This window comes from Rheinheimera sp. D18 (assembly GCF_004345025.1).
GTDB classification, from domain to species: Bacteria; Pseudomonadota; Gammaproteobacteria; order Enterobacterales; family Alteromonadaceae; genus Alishewanella; species Alishewanella metallidurans.
In genome coordinates this window covers 1,899,812-1,919,730 of the sequence record NZ_CP037745.1, presented here as the reverse complement: position 1 = coordinate 1,919,730, position 19,919 = coordinate 1,899,812, and the positions used below count along the sequence as shown (strand labels likewise).

The 19,919-nt window shown below is 43.3% G+C and carries 19 protein-coding genes and 1 tRNA gene; 12 read left to right on the top strand and 8 right to left on the bottom strand.

Features of this window, described 5'->3' with window-relative positions; all coding sequences use genetic code 11:
* The first annotated feature begins 39 nt into the window (after positions 1 to 39).
* Genes E0Z06_RS09050 through E0Z06_RS09030 form a run of 5 tightly spaced genes read left to right on the top strand, consistent with a single transcriptional unit; the run spans position 40 to position 4,854 of the window.
* On the top strand, positions 40 to 1,824 hold the full coding sequence (locus E0Z06_RS09050; protein ID WP_132583918.1) for a copper resistance system multicopper oxidase: 1,785 nt from the start codon (positions 40 to 42) through the stop codon (positions 1,822 to 1,824).
* On the top strand, positions 1,821 to 2,933 hold the full coding sequence (locus E0Z06_RS09045; protein ID WP_132583916.1) for a copper resistance protein B: 1,113 nt from the start codon (positions 1,821 to 1,823) through the stop codon (positions 2,931 to 2,933). Before E0Z06_RS09050 ends, E0Z06_RS09045 begins: the two co-directional genes overlap by 4 nt.
* A gap of 17 nt (positions 2,934 to 2,950) precedes the next feature.
* Positions 2,951 to 3,361, top strand: a complete 411-nt coding sequence (locus E0Z06_RS09040) for a copper resistance CopC family protein (RefSeq protein ID WP_132583915.1) — start codon at positions 2,951 to 2,953, stop codon at positions 3,359 to 3,361.
* Between the two features lie 17 nt (positions 3,362 to 3,378).
* Entirely contained in the window at positions 3,379 to 4,281 is a 903-nt protein-coding gene (locus tag E0Z06_RS09035; RefSeq protein ID WP_132583913.1) for a CopD family protein, read from the top strand.
* A gap of 45 nt (positions 4,282 to 4,326) precedes the next feature.
* On the top strand, positions 4,327 to 4,854 hold the full coding sequence (locus E0Z06_RS09030; protein WP_243695482.1) for a DUF411 domain-containing protein: 528 nt from the start codon (positions 4,327 to 4,329) through the stop codon (positions 4,852 to 4,854).
* A gap of 286 nt (positions 4,855 to 5,140) precedes the next feature.
* Here the strand turns inward: E0Z06_RS09030 and E0Z06_RS09025 are convergent, their stop codons facing one another.
* The 4 genes from E0Z06_RS09025 to E0Z06_RS09010 form a co-directional block, all read right to left on the bottom strand.
* Positions 5,141 to 7,642, bottom strand: coding sequence for a heavy metal translocating P-type ATPase (locus tag E0Z06_RS09025; protein ID WP_132583911.1), 2,502 nt, complete (start codon positions 7,640 to 7,642; stop codon positions 5,141 to 5,143).
* Positions 7,643 to 8,042: 400 nt separating this feature from the next.
* Positions 8,043 to 8,119 (bottom strand) — tRNA-Val (locus E0Z06_RS09020).
* Positions 8,120 to 8,249: 130 nt separating this feature from the next.
* Positions 8,250 to 9,257 carry a DUF3080 family protein gene (locus E0Z06_RS09015; protein ID WP_132583909.1) on the bottom strand — a complete coding sequence of 336 codons (1,008 nt, stop codon included), beginning with the start codon at positions 9,255 to 9,257 and terminating at the stop codon, positions 8,250 to 8,252.
* The gene (locus tag E0Z06_RS09010) at positions 9,226 to 10,602 is read right to left on the bottom strand and encodes an MATE family efflux transporter (RefSeq protein ID WP_132583907.1); all 1,377 of its coding nucleotides are present in this window, start codon (positions 10,600 to 10,602) and stop codon (positions 9,226 to 9,228) included. Before E0Z06_RS09010 ends, E0Z06_RS09015 begins: the two co-directional genes overlap by 32 nt.
* A 59-nt stretch (positions 10,603 to 10,661) precedes the next feature.
* Between E0Z06_RS09010 and E0Z06_RS09005 the strand changes: the two genes are divergently transcribed.
* Positions 10,662 to 11,279, top strand: coding sequence for a riboflavin synthase subunit alpha (locus tag E0Z06_RS09005; protein ID WP_132583905.1), 618 nt, complete (start codon positions 10,662 to 10,664; stop codon positions 11,277 to 11,279).
* On the opposite strand, the gene E0Z06_RS09000 is transcribed toward E0Z06_RS09005, so the two are convergent.
* The 3 genes from E0Z06_RS09000 to E0Z06_RS08990 all read right to left on the bottom strand — a co-directional run bounded on the left by E0Z06_RS09000 (position 11,276) and on the right by E0Z06_RS08990 (position 13,222).
* On the bottom strand, positions 11,276 to 11,476 hold the full coding sequence (locus E0Z06_RS09000) for a CPXCG motif-containing cysteine-rich protein (protein ID WP_132583903.1): 201 nt from the start codon (positions 11,474 to 11,476) through the stop codon (positions 11,276 to 11,278). The genes E0Z06_RS09005 and E0Z06_RS09000 overlap by 4 nt on opposite strands.
* 32 nt (positions 11,477 to 11,508) lie before the next feature.
* The gene (locus tag E0Z06_RS08995; RefSeq protein WP_132583901.1) at positions 11,509 to 12,270 is read right to left on the bottom strand and encodes a pteridine reductase; all 762 of its coding nucleotides are present in this window, start codon (positions 12,268 to 12,270) and stop codon (positions 11,509 to 11,511) included.
* A 94-nt stretch (positions 12,271 to 12,364) separates the two neighbouring features.
* Positions 12,365 to 13,222: a fructosamine kinase family protein gene (locus tag E0Z06_RS08990; protein WP_132583899.1), complete on the bottom strand. Its 858-nt coding sequence runs from the start codon at positions 13,220 to 13,222 to the stop codon at positions 12,365 to 12,367.
* Between the two features lie 127 nt (positions 13,223 to 13,349).
* Between E0Z06_RS08990 and E0Z06_RS08985 the strand changes: the two genes are divergently transcribed.
* From E0Z06_RS08985 to rplT, 6 genes are all read left to right on the top strand, one after another.
* Complete coding sequence (locus E0Z06_RS08985) at positions 13,350 to 14,843, top strand: methyl-accepting chemotaxis protein (RefSeq protein WP_243695481.1); 1,494 nt, start codon at positions 13,350 to 13,352, stop codon at positions 14,841 to 14,843.
* 8 nt (positions 14,844 to 14,851) lie between these two features.
* Positions 14,852 to 15,379: a DUF6436 domain-containing protein gene (locus tag E0Z06_RS08980; protein WP_132583897.1), complete on the top strand. Its 528-nt coding sequence runs from the start codon at positions 14,852 to 14,854 to the stop codon at positions 15,377 to 15,379.
* A gap of 152 nt (positions 15,380 to 15,531) precedes the next feature.
* Positions 15,532 to 17,442, top strand: coding sequence for a threonine--tRNA ligase (gene thrS / locus E0Z06_RS08975; RefSeq protein ID WP_132583895.1), 1,911 nt, complete (start codon positions 15,532 to 15,534; stop codon positions 17,440 to 17,442).
* 37 nt (positions 17,443 to 17,479) lie between these two features.
* Positions 17,480 to 18,022 (top strand): translation initiation factor IF-3, encoded by a 543-nt coding sequence (infC, locus tag E0Z06_RS08970; protein WP_132583893.1) that lies wholly within the window; start codon positions 17,480 to 17,482, stop codon positions 18,020 to 18,022.
* An 88-nt stretch (positions 18,023 to 18,110) separates the two neighbouring features.
* Positions 18,111 to 18,308, top strand: a complete 198-nt coding sequence (gene rpmI, locus E0Z06_RS08965) for a 50S ribosomal protein L35 (RefSeq protein ID WP_132583891.1) — start codon at positions 18,111 to 18,113, stop codon at positions 18,306 to 18,308.
* 17 nt (positions 18,309 to 18,325) lie between these two features.
* The gene (rplT, locus tag E0Z06_RS08960; RefSeq protein ID WP_132583889.1) at positions 18,326 to 18,685 is read left to right on the top strand and encodes a 50S ribosomal protein L20; all 360 of its coding nucleotides are present in this window, start codon (positions 18,326 to 18,328) and stop codon (positions 18,683 to 18,685) included.
* 90 nt (positions 18,686 to 18,775) lie between these two features.
* Here the strand turns inward: rplT and E0Z06_RS08955 are convergent, their stop codons facing one another.
* Entirely contained in the window at positions 18,776 to 19,891 is a 1,116-nt protein-coding gene (locus E0Z06_RS08955; protein WP_132583887.1) for an META domain-containing protein, read from the bottom strand.
* Between the last annotated feature and the right edge of the window lie 28 nt (positions 19,892 to 19,919).

Below are 19,919 nucleotides of genomic sequence, written 5' to 3'. Positions count from 1 at the left end.
CTAAGCTAGATGAAATAAATAAGCTCAAGGGTTATATAAATGGATGATAACAAGTTCAAATTACCGGCTTCTATTTCGCGGCGCCGCTTTGTACAAGGTCTTGCCGTCGGAGGCGTTATAGCGAGTTTCCCGCATGTTGTTCGCGCCGGTAGCTCTTTTAAAGACAATGCCGCGACAGGTTCTGCACCAGAATTAAGCGGCAAAGTTATCGAGCTAACCATTGCTGAGTCCTTAGTCAATTTTACCGGTGTAGTACGTACAGCAACCACCATTAATGGCTCTATTCCGGCACCAACGCTGCGCTTACGCGAAGGCGATGAGGTGACGATTAAAGTGACCAATACCTTATCGGTGCCTAGCTCTATTCACTGGCATGGCATTATTTTACCTTATCAAATGGATGGGGTACCAGGCTTAAGCTTTAAGGGCATTATGCCCGGTGAAACCTTTGTCTATAAGTTTAACCTGCAGCAAAGCGGTACTTACTGGTATCACTCTCATAGTGGCTTCCAAGAAATGACTGGCATGTACGGTGCACTAATCATCGAGCCTAGAGAGCAAGATATCATCGTTGCTGATAGGGAGTATGTGGTACAGCTTTCAGACTGGACCGATGATGACCCGATGAAAGTATTTAGTAAACTAAAAGTGCAAGGTGATATCTACAATTATAATCAACCAACAGTACGAGATTTTTTCCGAGACCTGTCAGAAAAAGGGCTTAGTTCAGCATTATCAAAACGTAAAATGTGGCAAGAAATGCGCATGAGCCCGACAGACTTGGGAGATGTGTCAAGCGCTGCACTAACCTACTTATTTAACGGCAGCACACCGCTGGCCAATTGGCGAGGCCTGTTTAAAAAAGGCGAAAAAGTTCGCTTGCGCTTTATTAATGGCGCCAGCAATACCTTCTTCGATGTCCGTATCCCGGAACTGCAAATGACCGTAGTACAGTCAGATGGCCAAAATGTCCATCCAGTAACCGTTGATGAATTCCGATTTGGCCCGGGTGAAACCTATGATGTACTGGTCACACCGCAATCTGATGCTTATACCATTTTCGCCCAGACCATAGAACGCACCGGTTATGCTCGAGGTACCCTAGCGGTAGCTAACAATATAAATGCACCGGTACCGGCAGTCGATCCAGTAGAGTGGTTAGCGATGGCCGACATGATGGGCAATATGTCCCATGGCGGTTCAATGACAGAGGGCGCTATGGATCATAGCCAACATGGCGCAGCTATGCCGATGGATTTAAGTCAGCATGCAGGGCCGGCCGCTGCTTATGCTAAAGCCAGCACGCAAGTGCGCCATGCCAGTACTGAATATGGCCCTTCGGTTGATATGCGGGTAGATACGCCAAGAACTAACTTGGACGATCCGGGCATTGGTTTACGCAATAATGGCCGAAAAGTGCTGACGTTATCCGATCTGCATTCACTAGAAAACGTTATTGAACCACGGCGTCCTGAAGCTGAAATTGAATTGCACCTAACTGGCAATATGGAACGCTATAGCTGGTCAATTGATGGTTTAGAGTTTGGCCAAAGTACACCTGTGCATATGAAGTTAAATCAGTGCGTTAGGGTGATTTTACAAAACGACACTATGATGCCTCATCCTATGCATTTGCATGGAATGTGGAGTGATTTAGAAAGTGAAAGTGGTGAAGTCCAAGTCAGACGCCATACTATTCCGGTGCAACCTGCTCAGCGAATTAGTTTTTTAACAACGCCGCATGATGTAGGACGGTGGGCCTGGCATTGTCATCTGTTATTTCATATGGATGCAGGTATGTTTAGAGAAGTGGTGGTGTCATGAGAATCATAAAATTAGTAAGTACCACGCCGGTGATTGCGTTAACAGCTAGTTTATTGCTGGTAAGTGCTGGGGTGATGGCAGACAGCGAAATGGACCATAGCAAGATGAAGCATGGCGATAAGGTAATGGACCACAGCCAGATGGATCATAGCAAGATGAAGCATGGCGATAAGGTAATGGACCACAGCCAGATGGATCATAGCAAGATGAACCATGGCGATAAGGCGATGGACCACAGCGCAATGGAACATAGCAAGATGAAGCATGGTGATACGGCAATGGACCACAGCGCAATGGGTCATAGCAAGATGAACCATGGCAATAAGGCGATGGACCACAGCCAAATGGATCATGGCGATATGAAAATGCAGGGCGGAAAAGCGCCTGCAGATGCCCGAGATCCTCATGCTTATTCTGGCGGTTATACCTTAGCCGACGGGCCTTATGCTATAGGCGGCGGTCGCCAGTTAAAACTGGCAGATGAACACCGTTTTTACGCAATTAAAGCAGATAAGTTGGAGCACCAGTTTGCTACGGATAGCTTAGCATTTGAATTACAAGGCTGGTATGGCACTACTTTTAATCGACTAGCAATAAAGCTGGAAGGTGAGGTAAGCGATGGTAAGTTAGAGGAAAGCCAAACCGATTTGCTATGGAGCCGTGCGGTTTATACGTTTTGGGATGCCCAGCTCGGAGCCCGGTTTGATACCTACACGGAAGGGGAAAGTAGGCAGTGGTTGGCATTGGGTGTCCAAGGCTTAGCGCCGTATTGGTTTGAGGTCGATGTAACGGCCTATTTAGGCAACTCTGGGCGGACAGCCATAGCAGCAGAAGCTGAATATGAATTGCTATTCACGCAACGTTTAATCTTACAAAGCACAGTGGGATTAACTGCTTATGGTAAAGACGATGCCATTAATGGTATCGGAAAAGGCTTAGCGTCTTTAAATGCTGGAATGCGTTTACGTTATGAGTTCTCACGCCAGTTTGCGCCTTATATCGGTGTTGAGTGGATGGCTAAGTATGGCAATAGCGCTGACTTTGCCCGAGCGAATAATGAAGCGACTGATACGACGAGTGCGCTCGCGGGTGTGCGGTTCTGGTTTTAATAATTAAGGTGATAAAAATGAAAATATTAAAAACATTAAAAATAGTGAGTGCTATAGCTGTTTTATTAATGGCGACTACGGTGTCTGCACATGTTGATTTAACTGAGACAGTACCAGCAGATGAGGCGATGTTAATGCAAAGCCCTACAATGTTAAAGCTGACATTCAGTGGCCCTGTACGGATGATGAAATTAAGCCTAACTGATGCAGAGAAAAACGCGGTTAAATTTGGTTTTACGCCTTCAGCAACAACTGCTTCAGAATTTGAGTGGCCGCTACCATCCTTTAAAAGTGGTAACTATCAAGTTAGTTGGATTGTTATGGGCGAAGATGGTCATAAAATGAGCGGTGATTATGGTTTTATGTTCCATGGCGATATGAAGATGGATGTAAAACAGCCTGCTAGTCACAATTCACATCAGCATTAATAGTAGATGATTGCATAATGATGTTCGGCAATTGGGAACTAAAACTATTACTAACAAAGTTTGCTACTTATGCTGCGGTCAGTAGTTGTGTTGGCAGTGTATTAATGCAAACTTTACGCTTAAAGCAACTAAGGACAACTGATACTAAGCTTGAGTTTTTTGATGTTTGGCTTAGCAGTTGGTTTTTAAAGTGGGCGAGTTTTGGCCTAGTAGTATCATTATTGCAATTGCCACTTCAAGCCGGTGCTATGGCTGAAAATGGCTTAGCGGGTATGTTTGACTCCTTAATGCTTAGTATCATGTGGCAATCAGCAGTGGGAAGCCAAGTCAGTTTCATTGTAAGCGGTTTTACACTGTTGTTATTGAGTGCGTGGGGGATAAACAAGCCGGTAAGGTTTACAGCCTTACTAAGGTTAGTCTCAGTGGTTGGGATTATTCTGCTAGCGACTAGCTTTACTTTTACAGGCCATACGGTAGCGCTTAATACGGTGTTTAAAGGCTTGTTAGTATTGCATATACTTGCCATGGCAGCCTGGGCTGGCTCTTTGTGGCCCTTACATCAAAGCTGCAAGGCGTTACCCACTGACTACCTAGTGACGTTAATGGAAAACTTTGGCAAAGTAGCGGTATTTTTTGTAACCATATTAATCGCTTGTGGTGTGCTATTGCTACTGCAACTAGTAGAGCCCATTACCAATTTATTCACTACCAATTATGGTCAGTTAGTGATGTTAAAACTGATATTTGTCAGTGGCATGTTGCTGTTAGCAGCTTGGCATAAACTAAAGCTTGTTGCTGAGCTGGCGCAGCATAAAAATGCCCAACCGCTGCGGCTGTCAATTTTCATTGAAACGCTATTGGTGGTTTCAGTATTAGTGACGACTAGCGTGTTTACAACACTTGTTGGACCACAAAGTTAATCTTAGCTTTATTTGTTATTAAGACTTATTTTTTAGGAGAACCCTGTGCCAAAAATTACAACTTTAACTGCCTTATTTGCAGCAGTATTTTTGCTAACAGCATGCTCTGAACCCGCTGTAACTAATAATGATCCGAAAGTTACGGCAGAGCCTGTGGTGAGCCAACAACAGAGCGAGCCTTTATTAACTGTTTATAAAACAAGTAGCTGTGGCTGTTGTAAAAAATGGATATCGCATATAGAGCAAAATGGCATAACAGCTATCGCAAAAGACTATGATGATTTAAGCTTTATTAAAAATCGTTATGGCATTCAGCCCAATCATATCTCATGCCATACTGCAGTATCTGAGAATGGCTATGTATTTGAGGGCCATATTCCAGCAAAATATATCCTTATGTTTTTAGGCGAACCAGTGGCCAATGCTATTGGCCTTACGGTACCAGCCATGCCGCTAGGCTCACCTGGTATGGAGATGGGAGACCGTTTTATGCCATACGAGATACTGGTGTTACTTAAAGATGGTACTAGCAAAACCTACGCAAAAGTTGATAGTTACAATATGCAGTTATAATACGCAGTTATAATTAAGACACACCCTGAAAATCAAAAAGCGTTTAAGTTGTTATTTTTTAATTGCTTACAATATAATTACGTGTCTAATCTGAGTGTTTATGGTGCATGGTCAAGTGGTATGAGCATATCCACAAGGATCTATATGTTTTGTATCCAGAACAAGCTGTGCCGTTAATTAAGCGGCACAGCAATATTCGAATGGCTTCATAGCACCGATTACACTATGCTATTTATTTTTTGCGCTAAGTTTTCTGAACCCATCTTTTTTCTAGTTCTGATAGATATTAATTAATTGATTTTGTTTTTAAGCGTAGTGCATTCGCAATTACGGAAACTGAGCTAAAGCTCATAGCTAGTGCTGCAATCATAGGCGATAATAATATGCCGAAAAACGGGTATAATAAACCTGCTGCTATAGGAATACCTAGTGCATTGTAAACCAAAGCAAAAAACAGATTCTGTTTAATGTTGCTCATCACGGCATGACTTAAATTCTTCGCTTTTACAATGCCGTGTAGATCTCCTTTTACGAGTGTTATCATTGCGCTCTCAATCGCAACATCAGTTCCCGTTCCCATGGCGATACCTACATCACTTTTAGCGAGTGCCGGCGCGTCGTTTATACCATCACCTGCCATTGCAACAACTTTTCCTTGCTGTTGTAATTTTGTGACTTCTTTGAGTTTGTCTTCTGGTAACATTCCAGCTTTAAAATCGGCAAGATTAAGCTCACTAGCTACTGCTTGGGCGGTGTCGTGATTATCTCCAGTGAGCATTATTACCGCAATGCCTTTATCTTGTAGCGCTTTAATAGCCTTGGCACTGGTCGCTTTAACTTTATCGCCAATAACGACATACCCAGCTACCTCACCATCTATCGCTAAATAAGAAACCGTTTTGCCTTGTTTTTGAAAAGACTGAGCTTCGGCTGTCATTGCTAAAGAAATAGTCGCATTTGCATGCTCCATCATTTTGGCATTACCTAAACCAAGTTTTTTGCCATCAATGGTTCCTTCCACTCCTTTTCCGGTTACTGCACTAAAGTTTTCAGTTTTTGAAATATCGACTTTCTGCTGCTTACCATACTTTACTGTTGCAGCAGCAAGTGGATGCTCGCTGGCACTATTTAGCGATGCAATAAAATGTAGAACCTCGCTTTCGCCAAAATTTGAACCAAAAACACCTATTTTCTCAACGGTTGGTTTTCCTTCCGTAATCGTGCCTGTTTTATCGACAATAAGCGTGTCTACTTTGTCTAACTTTTCAAGCGCTTCGGCATTTTTAATCAGCACGCCATTTTGAGCACCTTTACCAACACCCACCATAACCGACATAGGCGTTGCTAAGCCTAATGCGCAAGGGCAAGCAATAATTAATACCGCTATAGCATTTACTAGAGCAAATACGTACGCGGGCTCTGGGCCCCACATTGCCCATACGGCAAACGTGATTAAAGAAATTATCACAACAACTGGAACGAAATATCCTGAAACGGTATCTGCTAATTTTTGAATAGGAGCACGACTACGACTGGCATCGTTTACCATATGGATGATTTGGGAAAGTAAGGTATCGCTTCCTACTTTTTCGGCTTTCATTAAAAAAGATTGATTACCATTTATAGTGCCACTGCTTACCTTATCGCCTTGTGTCTTATCGACGGGTATAGGTTCACCAGAAATCATAGATTCATCAACAGTGCTTTGCCCTTCAGTAATTACGCCGTCTACAGGAATTTTGTCACCTGGTTTAACTCGTAAAATATCTCCTTTTACAATTTTATCAATGGAGACTTCTTCTTCAGTGCCATCGACAACACGCACGGCTTTGTTAGGTGCAATTTTTAGCAACTCTTTTACTGCAGAATTCGTTTTGCTGTGAGCTTTTGCTTCTAAAACCTGGCCCATTAACACTAACGTAAGAATTACCGTAGCCGCTTCAAAGTAAACGTGTACGGCGCCAGCTGCAGTTTTAAATTGAGCTGGGAAGAAGTCTGGAAATAATATGCCAAAAACACTAAATAACCACGCCACGCTGGCGCCAATGCCAATGAGCGTGAACATGTTGAGGTTCCAGGTTTTTATACTTTTATAGGCGCGCTCAAAGAACATCCACGTAGCATAAAATACAACGGGAACTGACAACGCAAACTGAATCCAATTCCACCCTTTTTGTTCCATCACCTCGTACAGTGGATTATTAGGGATCATTTCGCTCATTGCGATCAAAAAAATCGGTAAGGTAAATCCTAATGCTATCCAGAATTTGTTTAAGAGCTTTTTATACGTTTTCTCTTCGGAAGAAGTATCTGCTTGCAAAGGCACTAAATCCATACCGCAAATAGGGCAAGCTCCCGATCCGTCCTTGACGATTTCGGCATGCATTGGGCAAGTCCACTGTTCACTTGAAGATGCTGATAAATTTTGCTCTTCCACCAAATCCATTCCGCAGACAGGACAATCGCCAGCTTTGTCATAGGTTTTATCGCCTTCACAGTGCATAGGACAATAAAAGGTTCCCGTTCCTTTTCCTTTGGGCTTTTCCTTTTTAGCTGCAAGGGCTTTATGCTGTTCTCCAAGTTTATAAATGCTATACCGGTCGCCGTCCTGTTCCATTGCTTTTTGCAAGGTTTCAATAGGAATGTGAGATGCCATCTCGATAGTTACCTGTGCATTTTCTAAATCAACTGACACATTGGTTACACCTTCCACTTTAGAAAGTGTTTGAGTTACGTGGTTACGACAACCGTTGCAGGTCATTCCGTGTAGGTAGTAGGTGTGTTTCATTTTTCTTCCTTTTAAACAGGGTAACTATGGTAATAACTAATTTGTGCGCTAGTGCTTCTTTAAAGGCGTCTACGGAGTATACAGAAGATAATACACATAGCTGTTCTGGAAAGTATTACGCAGCATCAGGGATACTCAATTGGTGCAAAATAAAGCAAAAAAGCATTTAGATTTCTTATAAGCTTAGTGTACTTAAAACTATAAGTGTTTTATATCCTCAAGTTTAAACGCTTACTTGTTGCTATATGTTGATGTAAGTGGCACAAACTTCTTCGCATCTGAATATAAACCATTAGCTTGCGATGTGCAGTGGTCAAATAAAACTGCGTTACTGGGAAGTTTTATAGGTTAGCAGAAACCACAAAGCCGCTCTAAAAGCGGCTTTGTGGTTTGAATTTTTTGGTGCGTCCTAGTGGACTCGAACCACCGACCCCCACCATGTCAAGGTGGTGCTCTAACCAGCTGAGCTAAGGACGCACTCTGTTATTGTTTGGTGCGCAAGTAACGCAGCTAACAACGGCGGCTATGTTATTGTGCTGCTGCTGCATTGGCAAGTGTTTTTCTGCTAAACGGGCTTGTTTGGTGCATTTTTCGCCGTATCAATGGCTTATTTCTGGCCGTTTAGCTGTAATGGGCATTGGCCGTTAAGGGTTTGCCACCACTTAACGTGCTGGCTAAGCTCGTTGCGCATACTGTTATAGCTGTACTCAAAGCGCTGTTGCAGTGGCTGCTCTAGAGGCGTTTGCTGGTAAAGCTGTTGCAATAACGGCCATAGTTGTTGCTGATAGCGACTTAGCTCCGTGCTATAAAGCTGTATTTCACCAATAAAATATTTTTGAAACACATTCGCCAATATGCGCAGTTGTTCGCTGTCACGCCCGTTTGGACAGAGTGTATTACTGTTTTGGTTTTGGGTTAGGCTATTTAATTGCACTAGCTGATGTGCCGTTAAGCGTAAGCTATATTGTAAACGCGCTAAAAAATTGTATTGATATAGCAGCTGTAACTGCTGCTCGATATCTACTTTACTGGCAGCTTGCCAGTTTTTTTCATTAATAAACTGTTGTAATAGGGTAAGTTCAGTTAATGCTTGCCAAGTTTCAGTAAAACCTGGTGCGGCTTTTAACGGTAGCGCTTTACGAATGCCTAAAAGTTCTTTGCGCAGGGTATTGTCGGTAAACAGCATATTGTTGAAGGCAATACTTACACTCGCTTGTTTTTGCTCGTATACCTGTAGTAGCTGATTTAATAGTGAGCTGTCGTCCCAGCTTAGCGTTAAGCAGTGTTCTAATTTTTGCAGTAAACGCAATTCATAACTTAGCTGTTTGCTGGCGGTATAGACTATGCCTAGGCTGCTGTTGCGCTCGCCAATTAAGGTATCTAGGCCGCAGCGTCGGCTAGCGTAGGCATCGGTTAAATTAAAGCGAACATCGGGCAGGGCCTGCTTTAAATCGCGTTCAGGTATCAGCGCCTCCGGTGCGGTTAAGCTACCGTTGGCGCGTTGCAGCTCTAGCACATTAGCCAAGCGGCTTTGGTATTTGTCTAGTGCTTTATCACCATTGTAATCGCTGCAAGCGCTAAGGCTAAGCAGTAGTGGTACTAGCCATATTTTCATTAGCTAACCTGTTTAATGCCCGTTTTAAGATAATGGCTAAGAGTATTGCTGACACCGTTAAACCAACAATAATACCTATCCAGAAACCATGTGCGCCCATAGGTTCAACTATCCAGTGGGTTAAACCTAGTACGGCACCTAAACCAAAACCGATTGGCCAGTACGAAATAAGGGTAACAAAAAATGCCGGTTTGGTTATTTTCATGCCTCGTAGCGCACAGGCGGATATAACCTGAATGGCGTCTGATACCTGATAAAAGCAGGCCAGCACTAATAACGATGCTGCCAGTGTAATAACGGCTGGATCAGGCGAATACAATGCGGCAATACCAGTACGCATAGTAAAGGTGAAGGTGGCGATAATAAACGACATACATACGGCCAGGATAATAGCAGTAGAGATCGCTTTTTTCAGTTCTTGCGAGTTTTGCTGTCCAACCAAGTGGCCTACGCGAATGGTGGTGGCCATGCCTAAACTTAACGGCATCATAAAGACAATACCACTGTAGTTTTGTGCAATTTGATGGCCGGCCACCATAACTGGCCCTAAATGCACTATAGCTAATGGAATGCAGGCAAATAGCGTAACTTCAAAAAAGATAGAGAACGCTATAGGTGTGCCTATAGCGACAATTTGCCAACAGTCTTTTAAATTAACGCGCAGGCTGTCAGGGAGTATTTTATATTGCTGGGTAGTACGGCTAAACCAGCCGTAAAATAATATTGCAATAAACATGGCTAAAAACACCAGCGCGGTGGCGATACCGCAACCCGCGCCGCCAAGTGCCGGCATACCGAACTTGCCGTAAATAAAGATATAGTTAGCAGGGATATTAACTAATATACCGACGAAGCTGATCCACATGCTGGCTTTGGTGTTACCTATGCCTTCGAACATACTGCGAATAACCATGTAGCCCGCAGCAGGAAATAGGCCAAAGCTAACATAATATAAATAATCGAGCGCTTTTTGCCGCAGTGCTGGGTCCATATTAAGATGGTCAATCGGTACGTATACATAGCTCATCGCAATAAAAGCGAGTAATGCTAATACCATGGCCAAATACATGGCTTGCATAGTGAAATGCGCAACGGGCTTGTTTTGTTTGCTGCCGTAATACTGCGCCACTATAGGTGTGAGAGCTAATAACAGGCCCTGAATTGTCATCACTACCGGAAACCATAAACCCGAAGCCACAGCAATGGCGGCCATATCAAGTGCGCTATACCGGCCAGCCATAACCGTATCAACAAAATACATTAACGTTTGGGTAAGCTGTGCCAAAACAATGGGCCCAGAAAGTTTTAGGATGGTTCTGGCTTCGAAGCGAGAAAAAGGTAACATAGCGAGTCTATCGTTTTAGCAGTCAATAATGGCGCGCAATGTAGCACAAGTAGGGGTTTATGTTTACCGGAATCGTTCAGACAACAGCGGTGATAACCGAAATACGCGACGAAGTTGGTTTTCGCCAATTACGACTGCAGCCTGGATCGGCGTTTTTGCAAAAGCTTAATCGCGGCGCGAGTATTGCTATAAATGGTGTGTGCTTAACGGTAACCGATTTTGATGCGTTATTAGGTTGGGTTTGTTTTGATGTAATTGAAGAAACATTGCGTAAAACCAATTTAGGCCAACTTAAAACTGGCCAACAGGTTAACTTTGAACGTTCGTTAACCTTTGGCAGTGAGTTGGGCGGCCATATTGTATCTGGACATATTCAAACTACGGCGTTAATAACACAAATTGATAAAAGCAGTAACAACTGTGCTATGCGGCTTAAGTTAAGCCCTGACGATATGCGTTATATTTTAAGCAAAGGCTTTGTAGCAGTAGAAGGTTGCAGCCTAACTGTAGGTGAAACCGATAGCGATGGTTTTAGTTTATATTTAATTCCAGAAACATTAAGCATTACCACTTTAGGCCAAAAGCAGGTAGGCGATAGCTTAAACATCGAGTGGGACCAACAAACTCAAACTATAGTACAAACTGTTGAACGCATTATGGCTGCGCGTTTTGCTTAATAGTATTGTTCATCATCGGCGTCAATAAACAGCTGCACCTTATGATGCTGTTGGTCTTTGTGCACCCTAATATGCATTGGATTGCAGCAGTTGCTGCAATCTTCAGTATAATCTTGGTCGTCGTCGGTAACTTCAACAGTTAAGTGGGTAGCGTGACCACAAAAAGGGCAGTCGATGGTTCTATTAAGTAAAGCCATAACACCTCCGTTTACTGCATACTTGGTTATTGTTAAGCCTTAGTTGACGCACCTAAACTGCGGCCGCCATCTACAGTAATAATTTGCCCAGTGACATAAGGCGATTGCAATAAGAATAGCAGTGTTTTTGCAATGTCGTGCGGTGAGCCCAGTTGCTGTAACGGAATTTGCGCTAAGATTGCGGCCTTATCATGCTCTTGAAGTACAACTGATTGTTCAGGTGGCCACAAAATAGCGCCAGGTGCGATACCGTTTACTCTAATGGTAGGCGCGAATTCGCGCGCTAGTGACTTGGTCATCATTAATAATGCGGCCTTAGCCATGCAATAAATGCTGTGTTCGGCTAAAGGCCTTTCGGCATGAATGTCTACCATGTTAACAATAACGCCTTGTCGCTTGGCCAGCTCTGGCGCTAAAGCTTGGCTTAAAAAGTAGGGTGCTTTTACGTTAGTACCAAATAAATCTTGCCACTGCAAAGTGCTGGCGCTGTTAACTGGCGTTGGGTAAAAGCTAGACGCATTGTTCACTAATACGTCTAGTCGATTAAAGCAGGCCACTGCGTGCTGTGCTAGCTGCGGCCAGTGTGTTTCGTCGAGTAAATTAGCCTGAATAACCGCAGCGCTGTGCTCGCGCAGCTGATTAAGTTCTATAGCAAGTGCGTCAGCACCAGCGCGAGACTGGTTGCAATGAATAATTACCCTATAACCATTGCTGTGCAGGGTTTTAATCATTTGGCGGCCTAGCCGTTTAGCGCTGCCGGTTATTAATGCAACCGGTTGCTGAGTTGTTAGCATAAATAGCGTTCCGTTAAGTTAACTACGGTTAATAAAGTGAAGGCGTGTACTTTATTAAATATTACTGCTGGTAGCTATGCTTTGCGCTAATACTTTAATAAAACAGCTTTTTTATTAGCTCTTGCGCTTGAATTAAATAGGCGCCACGAAATAAATTGGCATGGTTCAGCACATGGTACAGGTTATACAAATCTTTACGCTGCTCGTAATTTTTATCTAATGGGTAATATTGTTGATAGCTTTGATAAAATTGCTCAGGTAAGCGGCCAAATAACGTACTAAAAGCAATATCGGTTTCGCGGTCGCCGTAATAACAAGCAGGGTCAAATATGGCTGGCGTGTCGCCAACAAAACCAATGTTACCGCGCCAAAAATCGCCGTGCAATAAACTGGCTTTAGGTTGATAGCCTTGTAGACGTTGCCGAGTTTTTTCGACAATTTCATCTAGCTTGCCAAAGCCAAAACCTTGCTCATGCAATAGTTGTAATTGCCAACCTATGCGTTGTTCAGAAAAGAACACGCTCCAATTCGGTTGCCATTTATTGGGCTGTGTATTGGTGGCTAAACTGTTATCCCAGTCAAAGCCGTAAACGGCTTGCTGTTGTTGATGCAGTGCTGCCAGATCTTGGGCTAAATTATGCCAGCCATTTGTGGTATCGCCGCCAAACGGCAGGTATTCAAGCACAATAAAAGACTTATCAACGGTTAAACCAGAGCAGATAGGGTTGGGTACGCGTATGCACTTAGTACGCTGCAGCGTGCGCAAACTAAGCACTTCAGTTTCAAATTGTTCTAGTTGTTGGCGTAAATTTATTTTCACAAAAAACTGTTGGCCATTGCCTGTTACGTGATAGGCCGCATTAACATTTCCGCCGGATAATTGTACTTTATGTTCAATAATAAAATTGCTTTCTAGCTCGCTGTTGATATGATCTGTAACTGCCTGCCACATAATTTACCTCCGCTGTCTTGATGCCCAAGTATGGCGTATAAAATAGAAAATACATTGATCTAGATTAGCTACAGTTACGTAAACCCAGCCTTGCCAAAAATTGCTTTACAGAATCACAGGAGTTGCCATGTTTGATTCTATCCCACGTTTTAGATTACACGCTTATACCGTAATGACCGGCATTAGTATGGCCTTGTTATTAATGACGTTACTGCTAGCCAGCTGGCACAGTACTTGGTTTATTGCCTTATTAATTGGCTTGCCAGCAGCGGGTTTACCCTACCTGTTTTATCGCATGCTGGGCGATCATTGGTTAGCGCGAGTAAGTTACGGCGTTAGCTTTATGTTTTTTGCCGCGCTACATATTCATCAAACGGCGGGTATGCTGGAGCTGCACTTTGGTATTTTTGTATTATTAGCGATGCTAATTGCATTTCGCGATTATGTGGTAATAGTGGCAGCCGCGCTTACTATCGCTGTACACCATTTACTGTTTATGTACCTACAGATGCAAAATACTGGCGTATTCTTGGTACCGGAAGACAGTTTGTCGTTTAGTATTATTATGATCCACGCAGCCTTTGTTGTCGCAGAGTCAGTGTTGTTAGTCGTGTTAGCACGACAAAGTTACCGTGAAGCTATAGTCGCGCAAACCCTATTTAACGCAACTGACGCTTTATTAACGGATGATGGCAAAATAAAGCTAACCGAACGTTGTAAAGACGTGAATTCAAGAGTAATTAAAGGTTTTAACGCGGTGTTAAATTCGCTGCAGGCTACTATAACTATTATTGAAAAAAGTTCGGTATCACTAAAGCATGAGTCTGACATTTTACTAAGTGAGGGCGCTGAATTATCCGCTAATATGATGCAGAAAATGACTGAGGTTGATCGTATCGCTGCCGCTACCGAGCAAATGTCTCACAGCGTACAAGAGGTGTTTAACTTATCTCACGAAGTGCTGCAATTCGCCCGTTTGGCTGAGCAAGCCGCAGTTGAAGGTAAAACCTCGGTTAGCAGCACTATTAGTTCAGTACAACAATTAGCTGATGGCCTTAACGATACTGGGCGCAAGGTAAACGATGTCGCCGGCGCTACGGTGGAAATTCGTAAAGTGATAGACGTTATAGAATCTATTGCTGAGCAAACCAACTTGCTGGCTTTAAATGCGGCTATTGAAGCGGCGCGAGCTGGAGAGCAAGGCCGTGGTTTTGCCGTAGTAGCAGATGAAGTACGTACCTTAGCCTCACGCACACGACGCTCAACCGATGAAATAAAGGTGATGATTGAACGCTTAGTCGTTAATAGCTCGCAGTCGGTAGACGTAGTAAAACGCAGCGTAGAGCAATTAGAGGTTACTCGGCATCACGCAGAGCAAAGTGGCGGTTTATTGCAAAATATTTTACTGCAAGCGCAGCAAGTTGCAACATCTTCAGATGTGATGTCTGGCTCGTTACAGCAACAAAGTGCGTCAAGCAGTGAAATTGCCCAAAGCGCGCAGCAGTTAAGCCAAATGACCATGCTGCAAAATGAACAGGGTAAAAAAGTATTAAAAAGCGCCAATAGCTTAGAAAACGTAACTCGCATTTTGACAGCCGAGTCTGCTAAGTTTTTGGTGTAGTTGCATTAATGTTACATCAGCATAAAGTTATACTGCTTAGTGGCGTGTTTATTAGCTGGCTGGTATTAACCAGCCTAGCTTTGTTTAATTTTGCCGGTGAATATTATGGCGAATTTGCTGCTGATACTAATTGGCAAAGCCCTGCCCAAAGCACATTTAGTTTATCGGCATTAGGTATTGCAGTAGGGCAGAGCATTCAAGTAGTGCATGTGCGTGAAGATAATTGTATTTGTAATAGCCGAGCGGCATTGCATCAACAACAATTTTCTAGTTTATACGATCTACCAAAACAGCAACAGTTTGAGCGTAATGTGCAACACATTGCTGCTGCCGGGCTGCGTTTACCTGCTACGCCAGCGGTGCTTATTTTCAACGGCGGTACATTATTGTATGCTGGCCCTTATGCTGCAGGGCCGTTATGCTCGGTATCAGATAGTTTAATTGCACCAATATTGCGTCAACAAATTACTTTGCCTGCTACTTGGTTTAATGCTGAAGCAAAAGCGTGTCGCTGCGTAGTCAAAAAGCTTACCTAATGCTACTATAGCATCGAAATTTTTCTAGTTACTGTGCTCGGTTCTACAGATGGCTTCTTGTATAAGCCATTAACTGTATTACTGCACTGTAACTTTGCCATTTTATTTAACAAGTGTCCCTTGGTTTGGGCCACCACTGTATAAGGATTTTCATGCCAGTTATTACTTTGCCTGATGGCAGTCAGCGTTCATTCGAACATGCCGTTTCCGTATTAGATGTTGCCAAAGATATCGGCCCCGGTTTAGCTAAAGCGACCATTGCCGGTAAGATAAACGGCCAGTTAGTTGATGCCTGCGAAATGATCACCGGCGATGCAAGCTTAAGTATCGTTACGGCGAAAGACCAAGAAGGGTTAGAGATTATTCGCCACTCTTGCGCGCACTTATTAGGTCATGCCATTAAACAGCTTTGGCCACATGTAAAAATGGCGATAGGCCCGGTTATTGATAAAGGCTTTTACTACGACGTTGATTTAGACCGCCCAATTACGAATGATGATTTAGCCGCGTTAGAAGAGCGCATGCAATTGCTGGCGAAAACCGAATATGACGTTATAAAGAAAAAAGTCAGTTGGCAAGAAGCCTTTGATACCTTTAAAGCCCGCGGCGAAAGCTACAAGATGGAAATCTTAGAGCAAAACGTCGCCAAAGATGATCAACCTGGTTTGTACCATCACGAAGAATACATTGATATGTGCCGCGGCCCACACGTGCCTAACATGCGGTTTTGCCAGCATTTTAAAATAATGAAGGTAGCTGGCGCATACTGGCGTGGCGATTCAAAAAACAAAATGTTACAGCGCGTATATGGCACAGCATGGGCTGATAAAAAACAATTAGCCGGTTATTTGCTGCAGTTAGAAGAAGCCGAAAAACGTGACCACCGTAAAATTGGTAAAGCGTTAAACCTATTTCACTGGCAAGAAGAAGCGCCAGGCATGGTATTTTGGCATAACGACGGCTGGACTATTTTTACTGAGTTAGAACGTTTTGTACGTGAAAAACTGCGTAGCTTTGATTACGACGAAGTAAAAGGCCCATTAATGATGGACCGCACGTTATGGGAAAAGTCAGGTCACTGGGATAAATTTGCCGATAGCATGTTTACCACTGAGTCGGAAAAGCGTGAATACGCTATTAAGCCGATGAACTGCCCAGGGCACGTACAAATTTTTAATCAGGGCTTAAAATCATACCGTGATTTACCGCTGCGTATGGCGGAGTTTGGCTGTTGCCACCGTAACGAACCTTCGGGCTCATTGCACGGTTTAATGCGCGTACGCGGCTTTACCCAAGATGATGCGCATATTTTTTGTACCGAAGAGCAAATAGCGGCAGAAGTTGGCGGCTGTATTGATATGGTTTATGAAACCTATAAAACCTTCGGTTTTGAAAATATCGTGGTGAAACTATCTACTCGCCCAGAGAAACGTGTTGGTTCGGACGAGATTTGGGATAAATCAGAAAAAGCTTTAGCCGAAGTATTGCAAGCAAAAGGTATTGAGTTTGAATACTTACACGGCGAAGGCGCGTTTTACGGCCCGAAAATTGAATTTACTTTGTACGATTGCTTAGAGCGTGCTTGGCAATGTGGTACAGTACAACTTGATTTCTCGATGCCTGCTCGACTAGGTGCTTCTTATATAGCCGAAAGTGGTGAGCGGCAAATTCCGGTAATGATCCACCGTGCTATTTTAGGTTCGCTAGAACGTTTTATCGGTATTTTAATTGAACAATATGCCGGTCAATTTCCAACGTGGTTAGCACCAAATCAGGTGGTGGTAATGAACATTACCGATAATCAGGCCGAATATGTACAAAATTTAGCAAAAACTTTCAAATCTCACGGTATTAGAGTAATAAGTGACTTGAGAAATGAGAAGATAGGCTTTAAAATTCGCGAGCACACGCTTAAGCGCATTCCTTACCTTGTTGTTGTAGGTGACAAAGAAATGGAAGCCGGTGATATAGCACTGAGAACGCGCAAAGGTGAAGACTTAGGTAAGATGTCAGTTGATGCCTTTATTGCTAAGGTAACAGCAGAAACAAAAGCTAGAGTTTAAACCGGTTAAGCAAATAATAATTTCGGAGGAACATACTATTAAAGTAGGAAAGAAAACATTACCGGCCAACCGTCCTAATCGGATAAATGAAGAGATTAATCTGCCTGAAGTGCGATTACTTGGTATGGAAGGTGAGCAGCTAGGTGTAGTAAGCATTGCCGAAGCCATTCGTTTGGCTGAAGAATGTGGCGGCGATTTAGTAGAAATTAGCCCAACGGCCGAACCACCAGTTTGTAAGTTGATGGACTACGGTAAGTTTCTGTTCGAAAAAGGTAAAGCTTTAAAAGAGCAAAAGAAGAAGCAAAAACAGATCCAGATTAAGGAAATAAAATTCCGGCCTGGAACTGATGAGGGCGATTACCAGGTAAAACTACGCAACCTGCGTCGCTTCATTGAAGAGGGTGACAAAGCTAAAGTAACGCTACGCTATCGTGGTCGTGAAATGGCGCATACTGAGATAGGCATTGAAATGCTAAGTCGAATTAAAGAAGACTTATCTGACATTGCTGTGTGCGAATCTTTCCCTTCACGGGTGGAAGGTCGCCAGATGATCATGATGCTGGCCCCAAATAAGAAGTAGTAAGCGCTTTAAAGTGTAACCTCATACTGTAAAGGTTGGGGTTAACGCATTACTACATGTTGTAACTTAACAATGCGAGTTTTTAACTATGCCAAAGATGAAAACCAATAAAGGTGCCGCGAAACGTTTCAAAAAAACGGGTTCAGGTGGCTTTAAACGTAAGCAATCACACCTTCGCCACATTTTGACGAAGAAGTCTTCTAAGCGTAAGCGTCAGTTAGGTCCAAAAACCTTAGTGGCAAAAGTTGACATCGCGGGTATCGCCCGTTGCATGCCATACGCATAATAAATTAGGAGTCTGACATGCCAAGAGTTAAACGTGGTGTTACGGCGCGCGCGCGCCATAAGAAGGTTTTAAAACAGGCTAAAGGTTACTACGGTGCCCGCAGTCGTGTTTATCGTGTTGCTTTTCAAGCTGTAATTAAAGCTGGCCAATATGCTTACCGTGACCGTCGTCAACGTAAGCGTCAGTTCCGTCAATTGTGGATCGCACGTATTAACGCTGCATCACGCATGAACGGTTTATCATACAGTCGTTTTATTGATGGCTTAAGAAAAGCTTCAGTAGAAATCGATCGTAAGATTTTAGCGGACATCGCAGTATTCGACAAAGTGGCATTTACTGCTCTAGTTGAAAAAGCGAAACAAGCAATAGCGGCGTAATTTACGCAATGCTAAAAAGCCACCTTCGGGTGGCTTTTTTTATGCGTGCAATTAGCACCAACTGAAAGCAGGTGCTAATTAAACGACAGGTTAATTAATTGCCGGCTTAAATTGCAGGATTAATTTATTATTTTGAAATAATTGCAAGGTGTCACCGTTTACTTCAACCCGGTCTGCTGATTGCAACGATTGGGTAAACTTATTTTCTAACTCACTGCTATCAGCGCAAAACTTACGTGTGCTGATCAGTTGTTCAACATTAAGCTGGCTAGAACGCTGTTTGTAATTAGCATTAAAATTATTACAGCCGGCAAAACCATATAAGCGGTCATTTTTTTCAAAAATAACCCGTATATTTAGTTGTTGTGGAATATAACGATTTGCTAGCTTTTCTGCCCGCCAAACCACGCCTTGTAATTTACCCGGTTGCACTTGATCCGGGCATACTGCACTTGGCCAAAACTGCTCGAATTTATCGATAAACAAGGTGTTAGTTTGCTCATCTTGGCCGCGACGACCTACTAAGGTCGCAATAACGCTATTACCATTAAGACGCTCGTCTTGTTGATATTGGCGCATTACCGGCAAGTGATGCTGGGTGTTCGCAACCGCTAAGGTTTCACCACTACTACAGCTAGTAAAGCTGGCTTCATTATTACTTAATGAATAAAGTCCAAGCATGGCTTGGCGTGTGTCGAGCTTTCTAAACTCGGTTTCACGTTGTAGCTGGTAATTTTCGTTTGTTATAGCTTTACCGCTTAGATCCAGCATAGCTAACTGACGGTTAGATAAAAAATGAAACGCCGGTAAGGTTTGTTGTTGATTAACTAAATGCAGGCTGCGCTTTTCTAACAGCCAAATACCTCTAACAATACTGACTTGGTTACGATCAATGTATTCTTGACGCACCGCAAAGCGGCCATCGCGAAACAGGTTGAGGTGGTAGGTAATACCAGGACAGTCGGCGCAAGGCAAGGTGCCGCTAAAGGTCATATCGGTATCTACAAAAACATGTTCAAAATCAGTTGCTAATGATTCTGCAGTCGCATCATTTTCAATGATAATTTCCTCAGGCACATTTGATGTGGCTGCAGGGACAGTGCTCTTTACTGGAACATGTAAGGTGTCAACTTCTACTTTGCGTTCAGTTGGCAACTGGCTGCACGCGGATAGCAGCATGACGGTAACAAGGAAACGCTTTTTCATCTGAAGTCCCAGGTTAAAATTTTCGCTA